The sequence below is a fragment of the Streptomyces sp. NPDC059649 genome, assembly GCF_042734445.1.
Taxonomy (GTDB): domain Bacteria; phylum Actinomycetota; class Actinomycetes; order Streptomycetales; family Streptomycetaceae; genus Streptomyces.
In genome coordinates this window covers 66,988-89,945 of the sequence record NZ_JBHWDV010000033.1, presented here as the reverse complement: position 1 = coordinate 89,945, position 22,958 = coordinate 66,988, and the positions used below count along the sequence as shown (strand labels likewise).

18 protein-coding genes are annotated in these 22,958 nt (G+C 73.3%); 7 read left to right on the top strand and 11 right to left on the bottom strand.

Annotated elements, in window-relative coordinates:
* The gene (locus ACFV1J_RS28175; protein ID WP_385862632.1) at positions 1-2,619 is read right to left on the bottom strand and encodes a PQQ-binding-like beta-propeller repeat protein; all 2,619 of its coding nucleotides are present in this window, start codon (positions 2,617-2,619) and stop codon (positions 1-3) included.
* A 753-nt stretch (positions 2,620-3,372) separates the two neighbouring features.
* On the opposite strand from ACFV1J_RS28175, the gene ACFV1J_RS28170 reads away from it, so the two are divergent.
* On the top strand, positions 3,373-4,020 hold the full coding sequence (locus ACFV1J_RS28170; protein ID WP_385862630.1) for a TetR family transcriptional regulator: 648 nt from the start codon (positions 3,373-3,375) through the stop codon (positions 4,018-4,020).
* Positions 4,021-4,339: 319 nt separating this feature from the next.
* Here ACFV1J_RS28170 and ACFV1J_RS28165 read toward each other — a convergent pair whose 3' ends face one another.
* Together ACFV1J_RS28165 and ACFV1J_RS28160 are read right to left on the bottom strand one after the other, a co-directional pair.
* Entirely contained in the window at positions 4,340-4,822 is a 483-nt protein-coding gene (locus tag ACFV1J_RS28165) for a nitroreductase family deazaflavin-dependent oxidoreductase (RefSeq protein WP_385862628.1), read from the bottom strand.
* Between the two features lie 23 nt (positions 4,823-4,845).
* Positions 4,846-6,177 (bottom strand): acyl-CoA dehydrogenase family protein, encoded by a 1,332-nt coding sequence (locus tag ACFV1J_RS28160; RefSeq protein ID WP_385862626.1) that lies wholly within the window; start codon positions 6,175-6,177, stop codon positions 4,846-4,848.
* Positions 6,178-6,443: 266 nt separating this feature from the next.
* Here ACFV1J_RS28160 and ACFV1J_RS28155 point away from each other — a divergent pair, with 266 nt between their 5' ends.
* Complete coding sequence (locus ACFV1J_RS28155; RefSeq protein ID WP_385862624.1) at positions 6,444-7,640, top strand: acetyl-CoA acetyltransferase; 1,197 nt, start codon at positions 6,444-6,446, stop codon at positions 7,638-7,640.
* A gap of 140 nt (positions 7,641-7,780) precedes the next feature.
* Here ACFV1J_RS28155 and ACFV1J_RS28150 read toward each other — a convergent pair whose 3' ends face one another.
* Entirely contained in the window at positions 7,781-8,959 is a 1,179-nt protein-coding gene (locus ACFV1J_RS28150) for a macrolide family glycosyltransferase (protein ID WP_385862621.1), read from the bottom strand.
* A gap of 459 nt (positions 8,960-9,418) precedes the next feature.
* Here ACFV1J_RS28150 and ACFV1J_RS28145 point away from each other — a divergent pair, with 459 nt between their 5' ends.
* Entirely contained in the window at positions 9,419-10,819 is a 1,401-nt protein-coding gene (locus ACFV1J_RS28145) for an FAD-dependent monooxygenase (protein ID WP_385862618.1), read from the top strand.
* A 14-nt stretch (positions 10,820-10,833) separates the two neighbouring features.
* Positions 10,834-11,643, top strand: coding sequence for a pyridoxal 5'-phosphate synthase (locus ACFV1J_RS28140; RefSeq protein WP_385862616.1), 810 nt, complete (start codon positions 10,834-10,836; stop codon positions 11,641-11,643).
* Positions 11,644-11,683: 40 nt separating this feature from the next.
* On the opposite strand, the gene ACFV1J_RS28135 is transcribed toward ACFV1J_RS28140, so the two are convergent.
* Together ACFV1J_RS28135 and ACFV1J_RS28130 are read right to left on the bottom strand one after the other, a co-directional pair.
* Positions 11,684-12,172 carry a GNAT family N-acetyltransferase gene (locus tag ACFV1J_RS28135; RefSeq protein WP_385862613.1) on the bottom strand — a complete coding sequence of 163 codons (489 nt, stop codon included), beginning with the start codon at positions 12,170-12,172 and terminating at the stop codon, positions 11,684-11,686.
* A 24-nt stretch (positions 12,173-12,196) separates the two neighbouring features.
* Positions 12,197-12,718, bottom strand: coding sequence for a Zn-ribbon domain-containing OB-fold protein (locus tag ACFV1J_RS28130; RefSeq protein WP_385862650.1), 522 nt, complete (start codon positions 12,716-12,718; stop codon positions 12,197-12,199).
* Between the two features lie 458 nt (positions 12,719-13,176).
* Here ACFV1J_RS28130 and ACFV1J_RS28125 point away from each other — a divergent pair, with 458 nt between their 5' ends.
* Both ACFV1J_RS28125 and ACFV1J_RS28120 read left to right on the top strand, forming a co-directional pair.
* Positions 13,177-15,480 (top strand): acetate--CoA ligase family protein, encoded by a 2,304-nt coding sequence (locus ACFV1J_RS28125; RefSeq protein ID WP_385862611.1) that lies wholly within the window; start codon positions 13,177-13,179, stop codon positions 15,478-15,480.
* A 307-nt stretch (positions 15,481-15,787) separates the two neighbouring features.
* Positions 15,788-16,642, top strand: coding sequence for an enoyl-CoA hydratase/isomerase family protein (locus ACFV1J_RS28120; protein ID WP_385862649.1), 855 nt, complete (start codon positions 15,788-15,790; stop codon positions 16,640-16,642).
* Between the two features lie 47 nt (positions 16,643-16,689).
* On the opposite strand, the gene ACFV1J_RS28115 is transcribed toward ACFV1J_RS28120, so the two are convergent.
* Together ACFV1J_RS28115 and ACFV1J_RS28110 are read right to left on the bottom strand one after the other, a co-directional pair.
* Positions 16,690-17,388: a hypothetical protein gene (locus ACFV1J_RS28115; protein WP_385862609.1), complete on the bottom strand. Its 699-nt coding sequence runs from the start codon at positions 17,386-17,388 to the stop codon at positions 16,690-16,692.
* Positions 17,389-17,396: 8 nt separating this feature from the next.
* Positions 17,397-18,008, bottom strand: coding sequence for an RNA polymerase sigma factor (locus ACFV1J_RS28110; protein WP_385862608.1), 612 nt, complete (start codon positions 18,006-18,008; stop codon positions 17,397-17,399).
* 361 nt (positions 18,009-18,369) lie between these two features.
* Here ACFV1J_RS28110 and ACFV1J_RS28105 point away from each other — a divergent pair, with 361 nt between their 5' ends.
* Positions 18,370-18,999 carry a flavin reductase family protein gene (locus tag ACFV1J_RS28105; protein WP_385862606.1) on the top strand — a complete coding sequence of 210 codons (630 nt, stop codon included), beginning with the start codon at positions 18,370-18,372 and terminating at the stop codon, positions 18,997-18,999.
* A 160-nt stretch (positions 19,000-19,159) separates the two neighbouring features.
* Here the strand turns inward: ACFV1J_RS28105 and ACFV1J_RS28100 are convergent, their stop codons facing one another.
* From ACFV1J_RS28100 to ACFV1J_RS28090, 3 genes are all read right to left on the bottom strand, one after another.
* On the bottom strand, positions 19,160-20,080 hold the full coding sequence (locus tag ACFV1J_RS28100; RefSeq protein WP_385862603.1) for a hypothetical protein: 921 nt from the start codon (positions 20,078-20,080) through the stop codon (positions 19,160-19,162).
* A 71-nt stretch (positions 20,081-20,151) separates the two neighbouring features.
* On the bottom strand, positions 20,152-21,495 hold the full coding sequence (locus ACFV1J_RS28095; protein WP_385862648.1) for an MFS transporter: 1,344 nt from the start codon (positions 21,493-21,495) through the stop codon (positions 20,152-20,154).
* 260 nt (positions 21,496-21,755) lie between these two features.
* Positions 21,756-22,826, bottom strand: coding sequence for a Zn-dependent alcohol dehydrogenase (locus ACFV1J_RS28090; RefSeq protein ID WP_385862602.1), 1,071 nt, complete (start codon positions 22,824-22,826; stop codon positions 21,756-21,758).
* Positions 22,827-22,958 lie beyond the last annotated feature (132 nt).

Here is a 22,958-nt window from a genome sequence, read left to right as displayed (position 1 = left end):
TCAGGACCGCCGGGCCTGCCCCGTCCCCTTCGCCGCGTCCAGCGCGTACACACAGCGGTCCTTGCTGCAGGCGTAGACCACGCCGCCGACCGCCACCGGCGAGCCGGTGATCTCCCCGCCGGTCGCCAGCTTCCAGCGCAGCTGACCGCCCATCGCATCGAGCGTGTACAGGCAGTGGTCGGCCGATCCGAAGTGCACCCGGCCCTCCGCGACGACCGGGGAGCCGACGACCTCGGCGCCCGCCTGGAACCGCCAGCGCGGGGTGCCGGTCACCGCGTCCAGGGTGTAGAGCGCCTTGCCGCTGCCCAGGTGGACCGCGCCGTGCGCGACCAGGACCGGTTCGGTGGACTGCCGGGCCTCGGTGGCGATCCGCCAGCGGTCGCGGCCGTCCGCCGGGTCCAGCGCGTAGACCGTGCCGAGGTAGTCCGCCAGATAGACGCCGCCGCCGGTGACCGCCGGGCCGGGCGCGAAGGCGGGCGGGCTGAGGAACACCGCGGGTGCCTCGAAGTGCCAGCGGACGTCGCCGCGGGCGGTGTCGAGCGCCAGCACCCGGGTGCCGGCCACGACGTAGACCGTCCCGTCCGGCGCCGGCAGCAGCCGCATCGGCACCCCGCCGCAGGCCGCCGCGTCACCGACCGGGTACGACCAGCGCTCCGCGCCGGTACGCGCCTCCAGCGCCTTCAGCCGGGCGTCCGCCCAGACGAACACCGTGCCGTCGTGGATGACCGGCCCGGCCTCGGCGGTCTCGAAGTCGGTCTGGACGCCGGTGGTCTCCCACAGCAGTTCGCCGGTGGCGGCCTCCCACGCCTGGACGCCGCCGCCACGGGTGCTGGTGACGACGGTCCCGCGGTCGACCTTGAGGGCGTAGACCCAGCCGTCGGTGTTCAGCCGCCAGCGGTCGGTGCCGTCGGTGGCGTCCAGCGCGTACAGGCTGGGGCCGTCCGACGCGTGGATCCGGCCGTCCGCGACCGCCATCGCCCAGGCCACGTCACGGGTCTTGAACTTGCGCCGCCCGCTGGCCACGTCGAGCGCATGCACCTCGAAGGACGTGACGTAGAGCAGCTCACCGTCCACGGCGGGGGTGCCCCAGACGTCGTTGGACATCCGGAACCGCCAGGGGCGCCAGCGGCCCGGGTCGGCGGGCGGCTGCTCGGCCGGTGCCGCGGCGCCCTCGGGAGACGGCGCACCGCCGGACGCGCCCTGCTGCGGCACTCCGGCGACCGGAGAGCCACCGGGCGGCCGGACCCAGTTCGTCGCGGCGCCGGCCTGTCCGCGGGGCTGCGGCTCACGGCCCTCGGCGCGCGGCCCCGGCCCTATCGGGGCGGGCGAGCCGCCGAGGTGGACGGGTCCGGCGGCGCCTTCCGCGGACGCCGCGGAGAGCGCGGCGGCGGGCGGTGCCGCGGAGACCGGGGTCACCCGGGCCGTCGAGACGTCGGGGCCGAGCGCGGCCGGCTGCGGCATCGGGCCGGGGTGGGCGCCGCGCGGGTCGCTGCCGCGGTGGGCGCCGGGGCCGGCACCGATCCGGCCGGGCCAGCCGCCGTCCGCGGCGGCGCCCGCGGGCGCGTTCTCCGGCCGCGGCGGGGCCTGGGAGGGCTGCGGAGGGGCCGCCACGGGCGCCTGGGGCGGGGACGGCGGGACCGGCGGTGCGGCGGGCGCCGGACGGGCGGAGGCGCGTCCGGAGGCGGCCTGCCGGCTCTCCTGCGGTACGGCGGAGCGGCCGCCGCGGCGGCTCTCGATGAGCGCCACCGCGCCGGGCGGCAGCCACGCCGACGCGGTACCGCTGTCGTCGCTGCCGGAACCGAAGAGGTGCGGGGCGAGCTGGGACTGCAGGTCGGCGGGGGACGGCCGGTGGGCCGCCTCCATCTGCATACAGGACTCCATGAGCGGACGCAGTTCGTCCGGCAGCCCGGTCAGATCGGGGCCCTCGCGCAGCAGCATGAAGACCGTCTCGACCGGGTTGGCGCCGTGGAAGGGGGCGTGTCCGGTGGCGGCGAAGACCAGCGTCGAGCCGAGGGAGAAGACGTCACTGGCGCCCGTGACACTGCGCGAGTCCCGGGCCTGCTCGGGCGACATGTAGGCCGGGGTGCCCACCGCCACGTTGGTCATCGTCAGCCGGGTGTTGGACACCCCGGAGGCGATACCGAAGTCGATCACCCGGGGGCCGTCCTCGACGACCAGCACGTTGGACGGCTTCAGGTCGCGGTGGACCAGGCCGGCGCCGTGGATGGACTGCAGCGCCTCGGCGATCCCGGCCGCCAGCCAGCGCACCGCCTGGGCCGGCAGCGGACCGCACTCATTGACTATTTCCTCCAGGGAGGGCGCGGGGACGTAGGCCGTCGCCAGCCACGGCACCGCCGCGCGCGGATCGGCGTCCACCACCGCCGCGGTGTAGAAACCGCTGACCGCGCGGGCCGCCTCGACCTCGCGTGTGAAGCGGACCCGGAACAGCTGGTCCTCGGCGAGCTCGGTACGTACGGTCTTGATCGCCACGCGCCGGCCGGACGCCGAACGGGCCAGATACACCAGTCCCATGCCGCCGGCCCCGAGTCGGCCGAGCACCTCGAACGGCCCGATCCGCCGGGGATCGTGCTGCGTCAGCTGCTTCAGCTGCTCCACCACTTGTCTGCCACCTCCCCGTGGGGCGTAAAAAAAAGAGACTCTCAAAAGCCACGGGCCGCCGAGAGCCACTGCCCCGTGCAGCGTCTCCCCGCCCTGCGGCGAGGACTATCGAAACGGCCGTACGCGTGCTGATTCTTCCTGGCCGCGCCGACGGTTGCGAACCCGGGGCCCGTCCGTCGTGTCAGGGCATACCCCCCGGTGCCCGCCCCGGGCCCGTTACCCGGCGTTACCCCACCCGGCCTGACGTGCGCGGATACGGCCGACGGCGCACAACTGGCCCGTGGGTTACCGGCGGGTTGGCGTGCCTGTCGGCCGGTGTTCCGGCGACCGGCCAATTCTGCGCCGGCGCAGGCCACTTCGGGGCCGCACTTCTTCGGTGGGGCAATCCGCGGCCCGGAAGCAAGTCGTCCGTTCCTTGTGCGCACGGCTTTCTCCCTCGGCCGTCGTTGCGGGCCACCGCAGCGGCCATATGTCCACGCTAGTACCGGTTCGTACGTGCGCGGCGCGGGGAATTCAAAATTCCGGTCGACACCCGGCATTTTCTGCACGGAGCGTGACCGGTTATCCACGAAAGTTGTCCACAGGCTGTTGATAAGAGCATTCACCGGTTCGGACCAAGCCGCGCACCGTTCACCGGGACCCCGAGCGGGTTCCCCACCGGTGCGGCCACAGGGCCCACGGAGGCCGAACTCCCGCATCCCCATTTGCAGGCAGCCAAATCGCGCTCCGATCACCCCTCGGTAAGCTGACGGCATGACAGGACAAGTACGAACCGTCGACGGCAGAGTGGCCGGCCGCCGCGGACAGGCGACGCGGCAAAAGCTTCTCGACTGCCTCAGTGAAATGCTCAGTTCGTCCCCCTACCGGGACGTCAAGGTCATCGATGTGGCCCGAAAAGCGGGGACTTCGCCCGCTACGTTCTATCAGTACTTCCCGGACGTCGAAGGTGCCGTCCTTGAAATCGCCGAGGAGATGGCCAAAGAAGGCGCGACTCTGACCGATCTTGTCGCCGAACGCTCCTGGGTGGGCAAGTCCGGCTGGCAGGCGGCGGAGGAGCTGGTCGACGGCTTCCTCTCCTTCTGGCGCAAGAACGATGCGATTCTGCGCGTCGTCGACCTGGGTGCCGCCGAGGGCGACAAGCGGTTCTACAAGATCCGCATGAAGATCCTCAACGCCGTCACCAACTCGCTCACCGACTCCATCCAGGAGCTCCAGAGCAAGAACAAGGTCGACAAGGACGTCAGCCCGGCAGCCATGGCCGGTTCGATCGTCGCCATGCTCGCGGCGGTCGCCAGTCACCAGAAGGGCTTCCAGAGCTGGGGCGTGAAACAGGCCGAGCTCAAGCCCAACCTGGCACTGCTGGTGCACTTCGGCGTCACCGGCAAGAAGCCGACCAGGTAAGCGGAGCAAGCCGTTCGAACCACTTATCCGAGCCAGTAAGCCGATCCAGTAAGAGCGAACGAGTAGGCCACCTGAGCCATCCGACCGGGCACCCGGCAACCGGCACCCTTCCGAGGAAGCGGCCCGAGAAGCGCCGCGCCTCCAAGCCCCGTTGCACTCCGCCCCGTTCCGCCCTCGGTCCGTTATCCGTCCTGCCATAGCTGTACCGCACACACAGCGGGTGCCGGCCACCCCCTCCCAGGGGCGCCGAGGCACCCGCTGTGTGCATGTGGACGCGGAACGCGCACACCACGACCCCGCCGCACACCCCGCCGACCGGTCAGCGCCGCTCCAGCCGGAACAGCCGGATCTCCCGCTCCACCCGCGCCTGATAAGCGGCGTACGGCGGCCAGAAGTCCAGCGCCGCCCGCCACGCCCGCGCCCGCTCCGCACCGCTCAGCAGCCGGGCCCGTACGGCGATCTCCTCACCCCGCCAACTCACCGTCGCTTCCGGGTACTTGAGGAGATTTCCGGTCCAGGCGGGGTGGCCCGGACGCCCGAAGTTACTGCCGATCAGCAGCCAGCTGCCGCTCTCCTCCGGCAGACAGGCCAACGGCGTCCGCCGCGGCCGTCCGCTCCGGGCGCCGGTCGCCGTCAGCACGAGCCCGGGCAGCATCCGGGCGCTGAGCAGCACCTTGCCCCCGGTCAGCCGGTGCACCGCACGGTCCAGGACCGGGACGACGTGCGGGGCGACCCGGGCGAACGTCCGGGTCGCGGAGACCTTCTGCACCAGGCGCCGCATCAGCCGCTCCTCCGCCGGCATGCTCCGCCCCTCCCGCGGCGGCATCAGGCGTCGACCGCCGGCAGCAGGTCCACCGCACGGTCCGCGTCGCGCCCCGCCCCCGCGAACAGTCCCGCCTCCTCGGCGGCCCGGGCCCGCAGCCGGTGCGCCGGGCCCAGCAGCAGTTCGTCGCAGACCGCGCGCCGGTGGTACAGCTGCGCCGCGTGCTCCCAGGCGAAGCCGATCCCGCCGGGCATCTGCACCGCCTCGGCCGCCACCGCGCGCAGCGCGTCCAGCGCCTGCGCCAGCGCCAACGCCGCCGCTCCGGACCCACCGGACCTACCGGCCCCACCGGCCCCGCTGCCGAGCCGGGGAGCAGCGCTCGTGTACGTACCGGAGGGCCGGTCCGCCCCGGGCCGCCCTCCGCACGCCGTCCAGGCCGCGCAGTACGCCGCCGAGCGGGCCGTCTGGAGCGTCACATAGAGGTCGGCGAGCCGGTGTTGCACCGCCCGGAAGGACCCGACGGGCCGGCCGAACCGTTCGCGCTCCTTGGCGTACGCGACGGCCCCGGCCAGCGCCGCACCGGCCGCCCCGACCGCCTCGGCGGCCAGCACCACGGCCGCCCCCACCCCCGTCGCGACCAGCGCCGCACCGACCGCACGCGCCGCCTCACCGCCCTCCTCACCCAGCAACTCGGCCGGGACGTCGCGCAGTTCGAGCCGCGCCTGCGGCCGGGTCTCGTCCCCCGCGGCCTGCCGGGTCCGCCGCAGCCCGGCCGCGCCGGCCGCCCGGACCAGGAAGAGCCGGGTGCTGCTGCGCGCGAACCCGCCGGTGTGCGCGGCCACCACCAGCACCTCGGCGGTGTGCCCGTTCAGCACCTGCCCGGCCTCCCCGTACAGCCGCCAGCCCGCACCGCCCTCCTCCTTGTGCGCCTGGATCCCGCCGGCCCGGCCGCCGCCCGCCCAGTCACCGTCGTTCGGCCCGGTCAGGGCCAGCGCGGTGGCGAGCCGGCCGTCCGGTACTGCCAGCGTGCCGGTCAGCTCGCCGGAGGCGAGGGCCGGCAGCAGACCGGCGCGCTGCCGCTCGCTGCCCAGCGCGAGGATCAGCGGGGCGGCCAGCACGGCGGTGGCGATCAGCGGCGAGGGCAGCAGGGTGCGGCCGGTCTCCGCGCAGACCAGGGCGAGTTCGGTGGGCCCGCAGCCGGCCCCGCCGTACGTGGTGGGCAGGGCCAGGCCGGGCAGTCCGAGCCGGCCGGCGAGCTCCCGCCACAGCTCCTCGTCGTAGCCGGGTGGCGTACGCACCGCCGCCTTGACCTCGTCCGGGCCGCAGCGTTTGTCCAGCAGTGCGCGCAGCGTGCGGCGGATTGCGTGCTGCTCCTCGGTGAACGCGGCATCCATCGGCGGGCTCCTCCCGGCCGTACGACCACACCCACCGGGTCCGGCGGGCGGGCGCCATCGCGATCTGACGGGCCGTCATGGTAGGGAGGGGTGCCGCAGTTTCCCAGAGCCGGGCGGTGCGATTCCCGTGGCGGGCAGGCCGGTTGGGCGAACTCGGAGCCCGGCCCCCGGCCGGACGACACCCCTGCCGCAGCCCCTGCGGGACGGGACCCCCGGGCCGGATGCCCCCTGCCACGACCCCCGATATCTGATGTACCGTCAGATTCATGCCTTCACCAGCTTCCGGCCCCCGTCGTCCCGGGAACCGCAAGGTCGCCGTCGCCGGTATCGCGCTGTCCGACTGCGGCCGGGTGGACGAGGCCACCCCGTACGCGCTGCACGCGCAGGCCGCCCGCCGGGCGCTCGCCGACAGCGGTCTGGACCGGTCGGTGATCGACGGCTTCGCCTCGGCCGGCCTCGGCACCCTCGCACCCATCGAGGTCGCCGCACACCTGGGACTGTGCCCCACCTGGGTGGACTCGACCTCGGTGGGCGGCGCCACCTGGGAGGTGATGGCCGCGCACGCCGCCGACGCGATCGCCGCGGGCCACGCCGAAGCCGTCCTCCTCGTCTACGGCTCCACCGCCCGCGCCGACATCAAGGCCCGGCGCCGCACCGCCAATCTCTCCTTCGGCGCCCGCGGCCCGCTCCAGTTCGAGGTCCCCTACGGGCACACCCTGATCGCCAAGTACGCCATGGCGGCGCGCCGCCACATGCACGAATACGGCACCACGCTGGAGCAGTTGGCGTCGGTGGCCGTCCAGGCGCGGGCCAACGCGGCGAGCAATCCGGACGCGATGTACCGCGATCCGATCACGGTGGACGACGTCCTCGCCGGCCCGATGATCGCCGACCCGTTCACCACCCTGCACTGCTGCATCCGCTCCGACGGCGGCTGCGCGGTTCTGCTGGTCGCCGAGGACCATGTCCCCGACCTGGCCAAACCCCCGGTTTGGGTGCTCGGTTCCGGCACCGCGGTCTCGCACACCACCCTGTCCGACTGGGACGACTTCACGGTCTCGCCGGCGGCGGTCTCGGGACGCCTGGCCTTCGAGCGGGCCGGCGTACGGGCGGCGGAGATCGATCTCGCCCAGCTCTACGACGCCTTCACCTACATGACCCTGGTGACGCTGGAGGACCTGGGCTTCTGCGCCAAGGGGGAGGGCGGTGCGTTCGTCGAGAAGGGGCGACTGCTGCGGGACGGCGCGCTGCCGGTGAACACCGACGGCGGTGGGCTGTCCGCCTGCCACCCCGGGATGCGCGGGCTGTTCCTGCTGGTCGAGGCGGTACGCCAGCTCCGCGGCGAGGCCGGCCCGGACCGCCAGGCCCACCGCCCCGACGGCACCCTCCCGCAGCTCGCGGTCGCCAGCGGCACCGGCGGCTGGTTCTGCTCGTCGGGGACGGTGGTACTGGGGCGGGGGTAGCGGCGTTGCCGGGGGCGGAGAGGGCGGCGTTGCCGGGCGGGGAGGGCGGCGTTGCCGGGCGGGGAGGGCGGCGTTGCCGGGGGCGGGGGCCCCAGGGCAACGCCGCTACCCCCGTCCCCGGCGCGTGGCGCTCCGCCGCGTCAGACCGCCAGCCGTTCCTCGATCAGGTCGGCGGCCCGGCGGGTGCCGCCCTCCGCACGGGCCTGGGCCCGTAGCGCGGCCGAGCGGGCCGCCACCCGCGGATCGGTGGTCAGCTCAAGCAGCGCCGCACGCAACGCCTCCGGAGTGGCATCGGCGGTGTCGATCCGGCGGGCCACGCCCAGCTCGACCAGCCGGTCGGCGTTGCTGAACTGCTCGGCGCCCTGCGGCACCGCGATCATCGGCACACCCGCGTACAGCCCCTCGCTGCTGCCGCCCATCCCGGCGTGCGTCACGAACGCGTCCGCCTGCTCCAGGATCGCCAACTGCGGTACCCACGACCGCACTTCGACATTCCCCGGTACGTCCGGGCCCAGCTCCGCCGGATCGACGTACCTGCCGATCTGCAGCACCACATGCCACCCCGGCAGCTCCCCGAAGGCCGCCACGCAGCGCCGGTAGAACTCCGGCTGCCGGGTGTACGCCGAGCCCAGCGACACCAGCAGCACCTTCTCCGCACCGGCCGGCCGGGCCCAGTCACCCTGGTCCGCACGGGAACCGAGGCACGGCCCGACGAAGGTCACCGCGGCGTCGTCCACCCGGTCCGCGTGCGGCTGCATCGCCCGCGGGATCGTCGCCAGCGCCCGGCGCGGCCGGCCGGAGAACTCCCCCACGTCCGTGGTGACCGCCCCGCACCGCGCCAGCCAGGCGGCGAACCGGGCCTGGTACGCCCCGGCCCCCGGCAGCCCGTCGAACGCCGCCCCGATCTCCTCCTGAGCGCCCTCCCAGGCCACGTACGTCGGTGACAGCTGGACGACGTCCCGGCCCTGCGCCTCGGCCAGCGCACGGGCGGCATACGCCCCGACGTCGTAGAGGTAGAGATCGGCGGGATCGTCGTCGTAGACGGCCCGCAGCTGCGGCAGCACGGCGATCGCGTCGTCGAGGAAGAGCGAGGCCGCGGCGACCGGATCCTCGGGCCAGTTGTTGTCGGCGACCGGCAGGGTGGAGGTGTAGCGGACGAGCGTGGCGCCCGTGGGGGCGATCAGCGCGGCGGCGTGGTCGGTGTTGGCGTACGTGACGCGATGGCCGCGGGAGACCAGCTCGCGGATGATCTCCAGGCTGGGCAGGACATGACTGACCATGGGCGTGCCGACCATGGCGATATGAGCAGAGCGCGACATACCGGAACTTCCTTCTTCCTTCTTCGCAGAACTACGGCAAGAGGGGCCGCAAGAGGGCCGCATGACGACCGCAAGAGGGGCCGCAAAAGGGCCACATGGGGGCCACAAAAGGGCAGGGAGAAACCGCGGGACGGGAGACCGCCCGACGTCGCGTCAGCCGTAGATCTGAAGGAAGCGCATGCGGGGAGCGTAGCCCGCCCGGTCGCGGCCGGTCGAAGCATTTTCCGCACCGCCGCGACAACGGAACCCTCCGCCGGCACACGCCCGTCCGCACCACCTTCCACGCAAGCCATCCACGCCACCCACGCCCACCCACGCCCACCCACGTGATCTATACAAGCGTCATAGACAAACGTTTAAGACGCTCGTATAGTTCAACCCATCGGGCCTTCACCGCCCCACCGATTCACCGCCCCACCGATCCGCCACCCACGCACCGCCCCCGGAAGGAATCCCGCCATGCCCAAGTCCGCCATGCCCAAGTCCGTTCTGATCTCCGGCGCGAGCATCGCCGGCCCGGCGCTCGCCTACTGGCTGCACCGCCACGGCTTCTCCGTGACCGTCGTCGAGCGCGCGCCCGCGCTGCGGACCGGCGGTTACAAGGTCGACATCCGCGGCGCGGCGATCGAGGTCGCCGACCGGATGGGGATCCTGGAGGACATCCAGCGCGCCAGTACGGACATGCAGAGCGGCGCCTACGTGAAGGCCGACGGCACCCGCGTCGCCACCCTGCCCGCCGCGATCTTCGGCGCCCGCACCGGCCGGGACGACGAGATCATGCGCGGTGACCTGGCCCGCATCCTGTACGAACACACCCGCGCGGACGTCGAGTACATCTTCGGCGACTCGATCACCTCCCTCACCTCCATCGACCCGACCGCCTCGATCGACCCGACCGCCTCGATCGACCCGACCGCCTCGGCCGCCTCGGCCGCCTCGGCCGCCGACGACGGTGGGGTCGAGGTCACCTTCGAGCGGGGCGCACCCCGCCGCTTCGATCTCGTCGTCGGCGCCGACGGACTGCACTCGAACGTCCGACGGCTGGCCTTCGGCCCCGAGGAGCAGTTCGTGCGGCACCTGGGCGCTTACATCTCGGCGTTCTCCATGCCGAACGAACTCGGCCTCGACCGCGAGGAGTTGTACTACGCGGAGCCCGGCCGACTGGTCTGCGCGTACAGCTCGGCCGGAGACCCGGCGGCCAAGGGCCTGCTCGTCTTCCGCTCGCCCCGGCGGAGCTACGACCACCGTGACCGGGCACAGCAACTGGCCCTGCTGGAAACCGCCTTCGCCTCCACCGGCTGGCGGACCTCGCGGATGCTGGAAGCGGCCCGCTCGGCCCCGGACCTGTACTTCGACGGGCTGCACCTGATCGAGATGGACCGCTGGTCCCGCGGGCGGGTGGTACTCCTCGGCGACGCCGCACACTGCCCCTCGCCGGCGTCGGGGCAGGGCACGGGAATGGCGCTGGTCGGTGCGTACGTCCTGGCCGGCGAGCTCGCGGCGGCGGGCGGCGTGCCGGAGGCGGCGTTCGCCCGTTACGAGGAGGAGATGCGCGGCTACGTCACGGTCAATCATGAGCTGGCACGCAAGTTCGCGCGGGAGATGACCGTGAACAGCCGGTGGGGGATCCGACTCCGGCACCTGATGCTGCGGATGCTGCCGCACATGCCCTGGAAGGACGCCGTGACGAGAAAGATCGCAGAGGACGTCCAGCGGTGCGCCCAAGCAATCACGCTGAAGGACTATGACTCGCCGGTGACGGCGGGGGCGGCGGGATCGGCCGACTCCTCCGGCTCGGCGGGGGCGGCGGGAGCCATGGGGCGTGCATCGGCCGCCAGGGCCCCGTACGCCGCCGCCTGAGTACGCTGCCCGACATGAGCGATCACCCGGCCGGCCCCCCGCACGATGACCCCGCCACCACCACCGGCGCCGCAGCGTCCGGCGCCGCAGGGTCCGACGCCGCCGAGTGCGCGGACCCCGCTGAAACCGCTGACACCGCTGACACCGCCGACGCCGCGGGCCGCGCGTTCCGGCAGTTGCTGCGTGGACTGCGGGTCTGGGACGTCGAGCTGCCGTCGTTCGATCCGGAGGCGGCGCCGGCCGAACCGCTGCCGCTGTTCCGGCAGTGGCTGCGGGAGGCCGCCGAGGCCGGCCAGCCGGAGCCGCACACCATGGCGCTGGCCACGGCGGACGCCGCCGGCAACCCCTCCGTACGGACCGTGATGCTGCACGACGCCGATGAGCGGGGCTGGCACTTCGGCTCGCACCGCGGCAGCCGCAAGGGCCGCGAACTGGCCGCACGGCCCCGGGCGGCACTCGATTTCTACTGGCCTGCGGTGGGCCGCCAGGTACGGGTCGCCGGTGCGGTGACCGAGGCGGGCCCGGAGGAGAGCGCGGCCGATCTGCACCGCCGTTCGACGGGGGCGCTGGCCGCGGCGCTGGTCGGCCGGCAGAGCGAGGTGCTGGGGTCGGTCGAGGAGCTGGCGCGCGCCTCCGAGGCCGCCTGGGAGCGGGCCCGGCGCGAGCCGGAGGCTCCGGTGCCCAGCTGGACGCTGTACGTACTGGAGCCCGACGAGGTCGAGTTCTTCCAGGGGGACGCCCGGCGCCGCCACGTACGCCTCAATTACCGGCGAAGCGAACGCGGTGGAGCCGGCGGCTGGGAGCGGGAACTGCTCTGGCCGTAGGGGCAGAGCGGGAGCTGCTCCGGCCGTAGGAGGGGCTTGCTCAGAACTGCCGGTACATGATGTGCAGCCCCACGTACCCCTTGGTGGGGTGGTGGAAGCCCTCCGGCAACGTGGTCATGATCCTGAAGCCCAGAGACTGCCAGAGGGCCACGGCACGGGTGTTGGTCTCCACCACGGCGTTGAACTGCATGGCGCGGTAGCCCTCGGCGTGGGCCCAGGCCAGCACGTGTTCACCCAGGGCCCGCCCGACGCCGCGACCGGCGAACTGCGGGTCGACCATGAAGCTGGCACTGGCGATGTGCGAGGCGGCGCCCATGTGGTTGGGGTTCATCTTCGCGGTGCCGAGCACCGCCCCGGCGTCGTCCACGGCGACGACCGTACGGCCGGGCGGCGCCAGCAGCCACATCTCGCGCCCGGTCTCCTCGTCGAGGTCGCGCGGGTAGGTGTACGTCTCACCGGCGGCGACGATGGTGTGGAAGAACGGCCAGATGGCGGGCCAGTCGGCCGCGGTCGCCTCACGAATCAGCACGACTCCAGCATGGCGACGGCCGGCTCACCCCGCCACCGAATTCCCCGCGGCATTCCCCAGAGGCCGAAACACCGGAACGACGAACCCGGGACCACTCACCCCCTCGCCACTCGCCCCCTCGCCGCCCGACCCGGCACCGCCCGGCCCGGTGTCGCTGTCCCGGCGGAAGTCCACGACCAGCGGCATACCGATCCGCAGGTCCGCCTCCGGGCAGCCGACGATCTCGGTCATCATCCGTGGCCCCTCGGCGAGATCGACCACCGCCGCGACGTACGGGGTCCGGTCCCCGAACGGCGGGAGGTCGTTGCGGTGCACGACGGACCAGGTGTAGAGCGTGCCGCGGCCGGTGGCCGGCTCCCAGCCGACGTCCTCGCTCCAGCAGTACGGGCAGAACTCCCGCGGGTAGTGGTGCGCCCGCCCACACCCCTCGGCCCGGCAACGGCGCAGCAACAACCGCCCCTCGGCCGCAGCGTCCCAGTACGGCCGGGTGAAGGCGTCCACCTCCGGCACGTCCGACCGCGTGGCACTCCTTGCCGCACCCCGCACCGTCGTCCCCTCGGTCACCGGACCACCCCCACCAGCTCCGCCGGCGGGCCTCTCCCGACCCGCGCACATCGCCCTGCCCATACCTGACGATACGTCAGTTAGGCCCAGCACAACAGACACAGCCGCAGCCACAGCCGCGATCGCAGCGCAGTCGCAGCCACAGCAGTAATCACGGCCGCCGTCGCAGCCACAGCCACAGCCACAGCCGCAGCCGCAGCCGCAGCCGCCGCACGATACGAGAAGGCGCGCTGCGCGAACCCCCGAGACCCCGGCCCCGCACCCCGCACCCCGCACCCCGCACCCCGCACGGAACACCCCGCCCACCCACTTCTCACGACCACCCCATTCCTGACAAGGCGTCAGTTCAGTAATCTGACTAGGCGTCAGCCAGCTGCACCGGGCGCCCGGCGCTGGTGCAGCAGCCAATGAGAGCCGTCACACAGGAGCGGGCGACTGCGATGCTTGGATCGACTCACGGCACCCTCACCACTCACTCCCGGCCGGCCCGCGTCGTGGCCTGTGGGGAGCAACCACCACACACCGTCCACGGTATGACCGCATCGCACCGCGGCAGCGGCGGACCGAACGGCCAGGGCGGACCGAACGGCCAGGGCAGCCCGGACGGCCAGGGACCCGGCGAGGCGGTCGACCGGGACGTCAGCGGCCGTCCGCTGTACGCCCCGGTGCCCGACCTCGACCGGTTCTTCCGGCCGGAGTTGGTGGCCGTGATCGGCGCCTCGGACAGCGAAGGCCGCCCCCACACCGGCATCACCCGCCAGCTGATCGCCTGGGCCGAGCGGGTCGGCGCCCGGCTGCACCCCGTGAACCCCGGGCGCACCCGGGTCTTCGGGCTGCCCTGCCACGCCACCGTCGCCGACCTCCCCGAGACCGTCGACCTGGCCGTACTGCTCGTCAGCGACCCCCTTCCGGTCATCGAGCAACTGGCGGCGGCGAAGGTGAAGTTCGCGGTGGCGTTCGCCTCCGGCTTCGCCGAGACCGGGGAGGAGGGCGCGGCCGCCCAGGCCCGGCTGGCCGAGGCCGTGGCACGCTCGGGGCTGCGGCTGCTCGGCCCCAACACCAATCTCAACGCCTTCGAGAAGTTCCGTGACGATCTCGACGGTCCGGCCATCGCCCTGATCACGCAGTCAGGCCACCAGGGCCGGCCCGTCTTCACCCTCCAGGAACTGGGCATCCGCCTTTCCCACTGGGCCCCCACCGGCAACGAGGCCGACCTTGATACCGCCGACTTCCTCTCCTACTTCGCCACCCGCCCCGAGGTCGGAGCCATCGCGGCGTATGTGGAAGGGCTCAAGGACGGCCGCAGCTTTCTGCTCGCGGCCGACCGCGCGGCCCGTCACCAGGTGCCCGTCGTCGCCGTCAAGGTCGGCCGCACCGAGACCGGCGCCCGGACGGCCGCCTCGCACACCGGCAAGCTCACCGGCGCGGACGAGGTCGTGGACGCCGCGATGCGCCAGTTCGGGGTGATCCGGGTGGACGGGCTCGACGAGCTGCAGGACACCGCGGCGCTGCTGGCCCGCGCCAGGAAGCCCACCGCCGAGGGCATCGCGGTCTATTCGATCTCCGGCGGCACCGGCGCCCACTTCGCCGATCTGGCGACCGCCGCCGGGCTGCGGCTGCCCACCCTGGACACCGCCAAGCAGGCCGAACTGCACCAGTGGATACCGGACTACCTCTCCGTCGCCAACCCGATCGACAACGGCGGGCACCCCGTCGGCGACTGGCGCGGCCGCAAGATCATCGACGCGATCCTGGCCGACCCCGCCGTCGGCGTGCTGATCTGCCCGATCACCGGCCCCTTCCCGCCGATGAGCGACAAGCTCGCCCAGGACCTGGTGGACGCGGCGGAGCAGACCGACAAGCTGGTGTGCGTGGTGTGGGGGTCGCCGGTCGGTACGGAGGACGCCTACCGCAGCACACTGCTCGGCTCCTCGCGCGTGGCCACCTTCCGCACCTTCGGCAACTGCATCACCGCCGTACGCGCCTATCTCGACCACCACCGCTTCACGGCCGACTACCGCTCGCCCTTCGACGACGCCCCGCGCGTCCCGTCCCCCTCCGCGCGCAAGGCGCAGGCCCTGCTGCGCCCGGGCCAGCAGCTCAGCGAGCACGCGGCGAAGCAACTGCTGCGCGCCTACGGCATCCGGGTCCCCCGCGAACAGTTGGTGACCAGCGCGGCGGCGGCCGTACGGGCGGCGAGCCTGGTCGGCTATCCCGTGGTCATGAAGGCCTCCGGGGCCCAACTGGCGCACAAGACCGAGCTGGGGCTGGTCAAGGTCGGGCTGACCTCGGCCAGCCAGGTCCGGGACGCCTACCGCGAACTCACCGACATCGCCCGTTACGAGGACGTCCCGCTGGACGGCGTGCTCGTCTGCCAGATGATCGAGCGGGGCGTCGAGATGGTCGTCGGGGTCACCCCCGACCGTCTCTTCGGGCCGACCGTGACCGTGGGGCTGGGCGGGGTGCTCGTCGAGGTGCTGCGGGACGTCGCGGTGGGCGTACCGCCCTTCGGCGAGGACCGGACGCGCGCGATGCTCGACGAACTCCGCGGCCGTGCCCTCCTGGACGGCGTACGCGGCGGGCCGCCCGCGGACGTCGACGCGCTGGTCGAGGTCGTCCTCCGGGTCCAGCGGATGGCCCTGGAACTGGACGGCGCGCTCGCCGAGCTGGACATCAACCCGCTGGTGGTCCTGGAGCGCGGGCAGGGCGCGGTGGCCCTCGACGCGCTCGCCGTCTGCCACTGACCCCGACCGCCGCCTCCGCGACCCGGTCCACCGCCTCAACCGCAGCCGTAATCCCTGCCGCAGCCGCACTCCTTGCCGCGGCCGCACACGTAAGCCCTGCCGCAGCCACACTCCCTGCCGTAGCCGCCGCCCCGACCGCACCCTCTGGAGCCGCTCCCCCATGACAACCTCCGAGCCTTCCCCGTTCTCCCCGCCGTCCTCGTCCGGCCGTTCCGCCGATTCCGCGAACTCCACCGCATCCAGCGAATCCGCCGAATCCGCCGAGTTCCGCGCCTCCGCACAACCCGTCGTCGACGCGCTTGATTCATTGGTACTGCACACCACTGACAACGGCGTCTCGTGGATCACCCTCAACCGCCCGGACGCGCTGAACGCCGTCACCTGGGACCAGCGCGAACGCATCATCCGCCGGCTCGCGGACGCATCGGCCGACCCGGACGTACGGGCCGTGGTCATCACCGCGACCGGCAAGGGCTTCTGCGCCGGCGCCGATCTGCGCGGCGGCCCGCACTCCGACGAACGGCCCACCGGTGAACGGGCCGCCGGTGACCAGGCCGCCGACGAACGGGCCACCGGTGAACCGACCGCCGGTGAACGGGTGTCAGGCGATGTGGCGCGAATGATCCGGCGCGGCGCCCAGCGGTTCATCGCCGCGGTGCTGGACTGCGAGAAGCCGGTCATCGCCGCGGTCAACGGCACCGCGGCCGGGCTCGGCGCCCATCTCGCGTTCGCCTGTGATCTGGTGCTGGCCGCCGAATCGGCCCGCTTCATCGAGGTGTTCGCCCGCCGCGGCCTCGTACCGGACGGTGGCGGGGCCTACCTCCTGCCCCGGCTGATCGGCCCGCAGCGGGCGAAGGAGTTGATGTTCTTCGGCGACGCGGTGCCGGCCGCGGAGGCCGAGCGGCTGGGGCTGGTCAACCGGGTCGTCCCGGACGGCGAACTGGCGAAGACCGCCCGGGAGTGGGCGGAGCGGCTGACGGCCGGCCCGACCCGCGCACTGGCGCTGACCAAACAGCTGGTGAACGCGTCGTTCGAGACCGACCGGGCCGCGGCCTTCGCCGCCGAGGCCGCCGCCCAGGAGATCACCATGTCGACGGCGGACGCCCAGGAGGGGGTCGCCGCCTTCGTGGCGCGCCGCAGCCCGACGTACCGGGGCCGCTGACGACACCACGGCCCCGCCGGCCGGCCCACCACCCGTACGCAGCCCCGCTACTTCACGTCCTCCGGGCACACCGGTACCTCATGGGTGTTCCGGGTCCGCACCCCCGGCAGCCATCCCCGCGCCCCCTGCCCGTTGGTGACCAGGTACCAACGGGTGGAGGTGATGCCCGCTTCGTCGCGGACCATCTGCCCGTCGGTCACGACGCAGCGCGCGGCGAGCTCGTCGCCGTGCCAGACCCGGCCCGCGGCGTTGTCGCGCGCGGCGTACGCGGCGTACGGGTCCTTGGCGAGTCGCAGCGCGCACTCCAGGGAGCGGCCCGTACGGCAGGCGCGTTCGCTGTTGTAGACCGCGATCTTCACCGTCGGGGGAGGCCCCGCCGGCTGCTGCGTGACGGGCCCGGGCCGCACCAGCCACCACACCCCCAGCGCCACCGCGGCCACCGCCGCCACCACGCAGGCGATCGCGTACGGACGTCTTTGGGGCAGCGCGAAGACGTACGGCCACCTACGAGGTGAACGCGCCTCGGGTGTCTGCTCGTTGCCCGTCCGCCGGACGCGGTCCCACAGCCCGGGCGGTGTCTCGATCTGTTCGTCCGCGAGCCGCAGCCGGGCGCGCAGCAGTGCCTCGACGTCGTCGCCGGATGCGTCGCCCCGGCCCCCGCCGTCGAACGGCCGGCCGCCGCCGCCCGCACCACCGGTGCCGCCGACCCCGCCGGTCTCGCCGTCCTGGCGTCGCCCCGCGTCCACCGTGCCGCTCACCTCCCGGCCTGCCCGTGCTCCGATTCAACGAGGTACGCGCGCAGCCTGTCCAGCGCGCGGGCCCGATGGCGGGCGGCCGTACCACGGTGCACCTTCATGATCTTGGCGGCCTGGTCGAGGGTGTAGCCGTCGAGGTCGACGAGGATGACGATGCCCGCCTGCCGGTGCGACAGCCTCCCCAACAGGCGGACCGCCTCGATCTCGGCGTGCCGCCGCTCCACCCCGCCGTCCCAGCCGCCCGGTTCGGCGCCGAGTCCCGCACCCGCGCCGCCGCCCGCACCGGCCTCCTCGACGCCCTCCAGGCCGTCCACGAGGACCTGGCGGCGGTCCCTGCGGTAGGCGTCGCGTGCGACGTTGAGAACGGTGGTGAAGGCGTAGGCGTACGGCTCCGGGTGGGCGAGGAAGCGCTGCGGCCGGGCGGCGAGCTTGAGATACGCCTCGTGCACCACGTCCTCCGCGGACTGTCGCGAACCGGCCAGCATCACCGCCCTGCGGTAGAGGCGGGGCAGCAGGCCGCAGAAGACCTCGTCGAAGGAGGACGAGGCGGCGGACGATGCTGCTGACGGTGACGATGATGATGACGGTGGTGACGGTCTTGCATCGGCCATGTACCGGAACTCTCCCCCATGTTCGGCTACGGACGCGGCCGACGTGGACGCTACCCGCGCGGACGGCACACAATCAGGAACCCCTCCACCAATTTCCCCCCAATTTGCCTCCCCTCGGCCGTAGATCATCGGGTGCACCTCGAAACCACCCGTGCGGGTGGCCGCCGGCCGCACGCCTTCACATCTGACGATCCATCAGATTCAATGGAATCGAACCGGTGGAACCGGCCGGGCAGAAGGCGCCAGCAGGAGACACCAGCAGAAGACGAGACAGGGCAGAACAAGAACAGGGCAAGGCAGGACAAGACAAGACGAGTTAAGACAGGGCGGACGCGATGACGGGACCGAGGGGGACGAAGCGATGATGGGGCACGCGGGGATGGCGGCCACGGCCGTGCGGTACCTCCGCTCGGTCGGCGCACCGACCACGGCCGCCGCACCCGCCACTCCTGCCGCGCCGCTCCCGCGGCCCGCCCTGCGCGCCGTACGCGAGGGTGAGCGCGCCCCCCTGGACCCGGCCGCCTTCCGATCCGTCCTGGGCCACTTCGCCAGCGGCGTCACCGTCGTCACGGCACCGGGCGAACCCGGCCCGGCCGGCTTCGCCTGCCAGTCCTTCGCGTCCCTCTCCCTCGATCCGCCGCTGGTGACGTTCATGGTGGCGCGTACGTCGACGACCTGGCCGCGGATCGCGCGCGCCGGGGTGTTCTGCGTCAACGTCCTCGGCGCGGAACAGGGCGAGTTGTGCCGGGGTTTCGCGGTCAGTGGTGGCGACAAGTTCGCCGGGGTCTCCTACGGGCCGGCGCCGGCGACCGGCTCACCGCGGCTGGACGGGGCCCCCGCCTGGATCGACTGCACCATCCAGGCCGTGCACACCGGAGGCGACCACCTCATCGTCGTCGGCCGCGTCGAGGCCCTCGGCACGGACCCGGCGGCCGCCGAAGCCGGTCCCCTGCTGTTCCACCGGGGCACGTTCGGGCACTTCAGCCCCTGAGCACGGCCGGCGGCCGGTGCGGTCGGTGCGGTCGGGCAGCTGGTGCGGTCGGGCCCGTCGAGGCCACCGGGGCCATCGCGGGGCCGTCGAGGACGGCAGGCCGCAGGACAGCGCAGGACAACGCAGGGCAGCGCAGGACAACGCTGGAATGCGCCACCGCTCAGGGCCCGTTCCCCTGCCGGGTCAGGACATGCCGGTGCCAGGCGTCCGGGTCGCCCAGGAAGTAGTAGAGGGTGGGGCGCTTCTCGGTACCGCCCATGAACCACTGCCCCCGGCAGTCGCCGTCCACCTCCACCTGCAGCTGCGCGTCCGATGTGAAGCGGTTCAGCTCCCACCGGCCGACGCCGCCGCAGTGGTCGCCCGGTTTGCTCAGCCCGCGGGCCGTCGCGGTGCCGTCGGCGCGCAGCTGAAGAGTGCCGCCGCTGTCGTCCCGCCACACCCCGACGAGCCCGGCCCGGTCCGGCTTCGGGGGCTCGTACGCCGGCAACAGCCCCGTCGCGAGGGCGACTACGCCCAGCACACCCCCCACGAGGGCGATCAGGAAGCCGCTGCCCGCGACCGTGACGGTCAGCCGCACGGTGCGCCGGCTCCCGGTGCCGCCGGCGGCGACCGCGGCCAACAGGGCGGCCGGTACGGCGGCCGCGGTGAGGACCGGCCAGCACACCAGGTAGGCCAGCGGCGGGCCCACGGAACCGGTGAGGAGCGCGCAGCACGCCCCGTAGGCGAGCGTCGCACCGGCCGCCGAGAAGGGGGCGGCAGCCGCGGTGCACCACCACGGGGGCCGCCCCTGCCACCCTCCCCAACGGGCGGCCAGCCTCCCCAGCGTCAGCGTGGGCAGCACCAGGGTGAGCGTCAGCACCAGGCCGGGGAGCGCGCCGAGGACCAGCGCGACCGGGGCCATGAAGGCGGCCAGGAACACGTTGCCGACCGGCCCCTCCTGGGTGAAGCCGTACAGCACGACCCCGACCGTCGCGCACAGCGCCTCGGCCAGCAACGCCGCCATCGACACCAGAACGGCCCGCCCGCTCCAGACGTCGCGGAGCCGCCCGGAGGCCGCCCCGGCCCCGACTTCCGCTGTCATCCCCGTCCCCCGTCGCTCATCTCACGGGGATCATGCACCGGCCGGCGATGCGCCCCGCCACCGGGGGCGGCTCACGCCGGGGCGGGCTGCCCCTGGGCCGCCCCCGTGCGGCGCACCCGGATGACCAGGGCCATCAGCGCCGCCAGTGCGCACAGGGCGCCCGAGGCGTACCAGACCGGGTTGTACGTGCCGAAGGCGTCGCGGGCCAGGCCGCCCAGGAAGGCGATCAGGGCGGCGCCCACCTGGTGGGCGGCCAGGACCCAGCCGAAGACGATCGCACCGTCCTCGCCGTAGTGCTCACGGCACAGCGCGATGGTCGGCGGGACCGTCGCCACCCAGTCCAGGCCGTAGAAGACGATGAAGAAGACCATCGGCGGGTGGACGGTGTCGGAGAGCAGCAGCGGCAGGAACATCAGCGACAGACCGCGCAGGCCGTAGTAGACGGCCAGCAGCCGGCGGGTGTCGAAGCGGTCGGTGAACCAGCCGGAGGCGATCGTTCCGGCGATGTCGAAGACGCCGATCACCGCGAGCAGTGAGGCGGCCGCCGTCATCGGCATGCCGTGGTCGTGCGCCGCGGGCACGAAGTGCGTCTTGACGAGGCCGTTGGTGGTGGCGCCGCAGATCGCGAAGGTGCCGGCCAGCAGCCAGAACGGCCCGGCGGAGGTCCCCCCGCCCGCGCGATGCCGGGAGCGCGGGAGGGCCGCGGAGGCCAGCGCCCGCACCGCGCGCCGGGCCGCGCCCCGCTGCGGCGGCGGCTTCGGCACGAACGCCTCCGCCCCGTACGGTGCCACGCCCACGTCCGCCGGGTGGTCGCGCAGCAGCAGCCACACCAGCGGGACCACGGCCAGCGCGGCCAGCGCGACGGTCACGGCGGCCGGCCGCCAGTCGTGCCGGTCGACGATCCAGGAGAGGACGGGGAGGAAGACCAGTTGGCCGGAGGCGCCGGCCGCGGTGAGGATGCCGGTGACCAGCCCGCGCCGCGCGGTGAACCAGCGGCCGGTGACCGTGGCGGCGAAGGCCAGCGCCATCGAGCCGCTGCCCAGCCCCACCAACACGCCCCAGAGGAGCACCAGTTGCCAGGCGGCCGTCATGAAGACGGTCAGCCCGGCGCCGACCGCGATGACCGTCAGGGCGACCGCGACCACCCGCCGGATGCCGAACCGGTCCATCAGGGCGGCGGCGAACGGCGCGGTCAGCCCGTACAGCGCGAGGTTCACCGACACCGCGAACCCGATGGTGCCGCGCGACCAGTGGAACTCGGCGTGCAGCGGATCGATGAGCAGACCGGGGAGGGAGGCGAAACCGGCCGCGCCGATGATCGTGAGGAAGGTGACGGCGGCGACCGACCAGGCACGGTGCGGGCGCCGCCTCGGCGCGGCCTCGGCGGCGACGGGAGCGGGAGCGGGAGCGGGGATGCGGTCGTCCGTCGCGGGCGGACGGAGTTCGGGTGTCTGGGGCGTCTGGGGCACCCCAGCAGCCTCGCCCCCGCCCCCGTACGGAACGAGTGGCCGGAGGGCCAGCCTTCATCAGGTTCAGGCCATCACGGCCGCGGGCCAACGACCCTGCCCCCCCCGAGGACGCCCAAACCGTAACGGCCCCGCCCCCCGAGGACGCCCAAACCGTAACGGCCCTGCCCCCGAGGACGCCGCAACCGTAACGCCCCGCCCCGCCCCATCTACCCGAACGTCAGCACCGCCCGCGCCACCCGCCCGTGATGCGCGTCGTCCGCCGCCTTCGCGAAGTCCTCCACCGGGTACGTCCGGGTCACCAACTCGTCCAGCAGCAGCCGCCCTTCGCGGTACAGCCGGGCGTACAGCGCGATGTCCCGCTGCGGGCGGGACGACCCGTAGCGGCAGCCGAGGATCGACTTGTCCAGGTACATCGCCGACACCGGGAACGACGCCTCCGCGCCGGCCGGCGGCACCCCGAGCAGAACCGCCTGGCCGTGCCGGTCCAGCAGGTCGATCGCCTGCCGGATCAGCCGCGTACTGCCCACGCACTCGAAGGTGTGGTCGGCGCCGGCCGGCAGGATCTCCTTCACCGCCTTGACGGCGTCCGCCGCCGCCGAGGCGTCGACGAAGTGGGTGGCCCCGAACTGCCGCGCCACGGTCTCCTTCGCCGGATTGGCGTCCACCGCCACGATCACCGACGCACCCGCGAGCCGCGCTCCCTGGAGGACGTTGAGCCCGATCCCGCCCGACCCGATCACCACGACCGAGTCCCCGCGGTCGACCTTCGCGCGGTTGAGCACCGCGCCGACCCCGGTCAGCACCCCGCACCCGATCAACGCGGCCGACGACAGCGGAATGTCCCGGTCGATCTTCACCGCCTGCACCGCCTTGACGACCGTACGCTCCGCGAACGCCGAGTTCGACGCGAACTGGAACAACTCCGCACCGCCCCGCCGGAACGGCCTTCCGGGCATCCCGATCGCCTTACGGCACATCGTCGGCCGCCCGCGGTCGCACTCCGCGCACACCCCGCAGTTGGCCAGCGTCGACAGCGCCACATGGTCACCGGGCACCACATGGGCTACGCCCGGGCCCACCGCCTCCACGACGCCCGCGCCCTCATGTCCCAGCACCACCGGCACCGGAAACGGAATCGTGCCGTCGATCACCGACAGATCGCTGTGACACAGCCCCGCCGCCCGGATCCCGACCAACACCTCCCCCGGCCCCGGCTCCCGCACCACCAGATCGCCCACGACCCGGGGTTGCTCCCCGTCGTATATGACCCCTCGCATGTGCGCTCCCTTCCCACGTTCCGCTGCGCTTTGCGGCGCCCGTACGTACTTGGCTGTCCCACCGCGGGGCTCGCTCGCCGTTGCGCGCTTTGCGGCGCCCCGCACGTTGTCGGCTGTCCCGCCGTTGGGCGT

Bases quoted from the DNA above. Each gene is read 5' to 3' on its own strand.
- ACFV1J_RS28170 (WP_385862630.1), top strand. From the start codon at position 3,373: ATGACAGGACAAGTACGAACCGTCGACGGCAGAGTGGCCGGCCGCCGC.
- ACFV1J_RS28165 (WP_385862628.1), bottom strand. From the start codon at position 4,822: ATGCCGGCGGAGGAGCGGCTGATGCGGCGCCTGGTGCAGAAGGTCTCC.
- ACFV1J_RS28160 (WP_385862626.1), bottom strand. From the start codon at position 6,177: ATGGATGCCGCGTTCACCGAGGAGCAGCACGCAATCCGCCGCACGCTG.
- ACFV1J_RS28155 (WP_385862624.1), top strand. From the start codon at position 6,444: ATGCCTTCACCAGCTTCCGGCCCCCGTCGTCCCGGGAACCGCAAGGTC.
- ACFV1J_RS28150 (WP_385862621.1), bottom strand. From the start codon at position 8,959: ATGTCGCGCTCTGCTCATATCGCCATGGTCGGCACGCCCATGGTCAGT.
- ACFV1J_RS28145 (WP_385862618.1), top strand. From the start codon at position 9,419: ATGCCCAAGTCCGCCATGCCCAAGTCCGTTCTGATCTCCGGCGCGAGC.
- ACFV1J_RS28140 (WP_385862616.1), top strand. From the start codon at position 10,834: ATGAGCGATCACCCGGCCGGCCCCCCGCACGATGACCCCGCCACCACC.
- ACFV1J_RS28125 (WP_385862611.1), top strand. From the start codon at position 13,177: ATGCTTGGATCGACTCACGGCACCCTCACCACTCACTCCCGGCCGGCC.
- ACFV1J_RS28110 (WP_385862608.1), bottom strand. From the start codon at position 18,008: ATGGCCGATGCAAGACCGTCACCACCGTCATCATCATCGTCACCGTCA.
- ACFV1J_RS28105 (WP_385862606.1), top strand. From the start codon at position 18,370: ATGATGGGGCACGCGGGGATGGCGGCCACGGCCGTGCGGTACCTCCGC.
- ACFV1J_RS28100 (WP_385862603.1), bottom strand. From the start codon at position 20,080: ATGACAGCGGAAGTCGGGGCCGGGGCGGCCTCCGGGCGGCTCCGCGAC.
- ACFV1J_RS28090 (WP_385862602.1), bottom strand. From the start codon at position 22,826: ATGCGAGGGGTCATATACGACGGGGAGCAACCCCGGGTCGTGGGCGAT.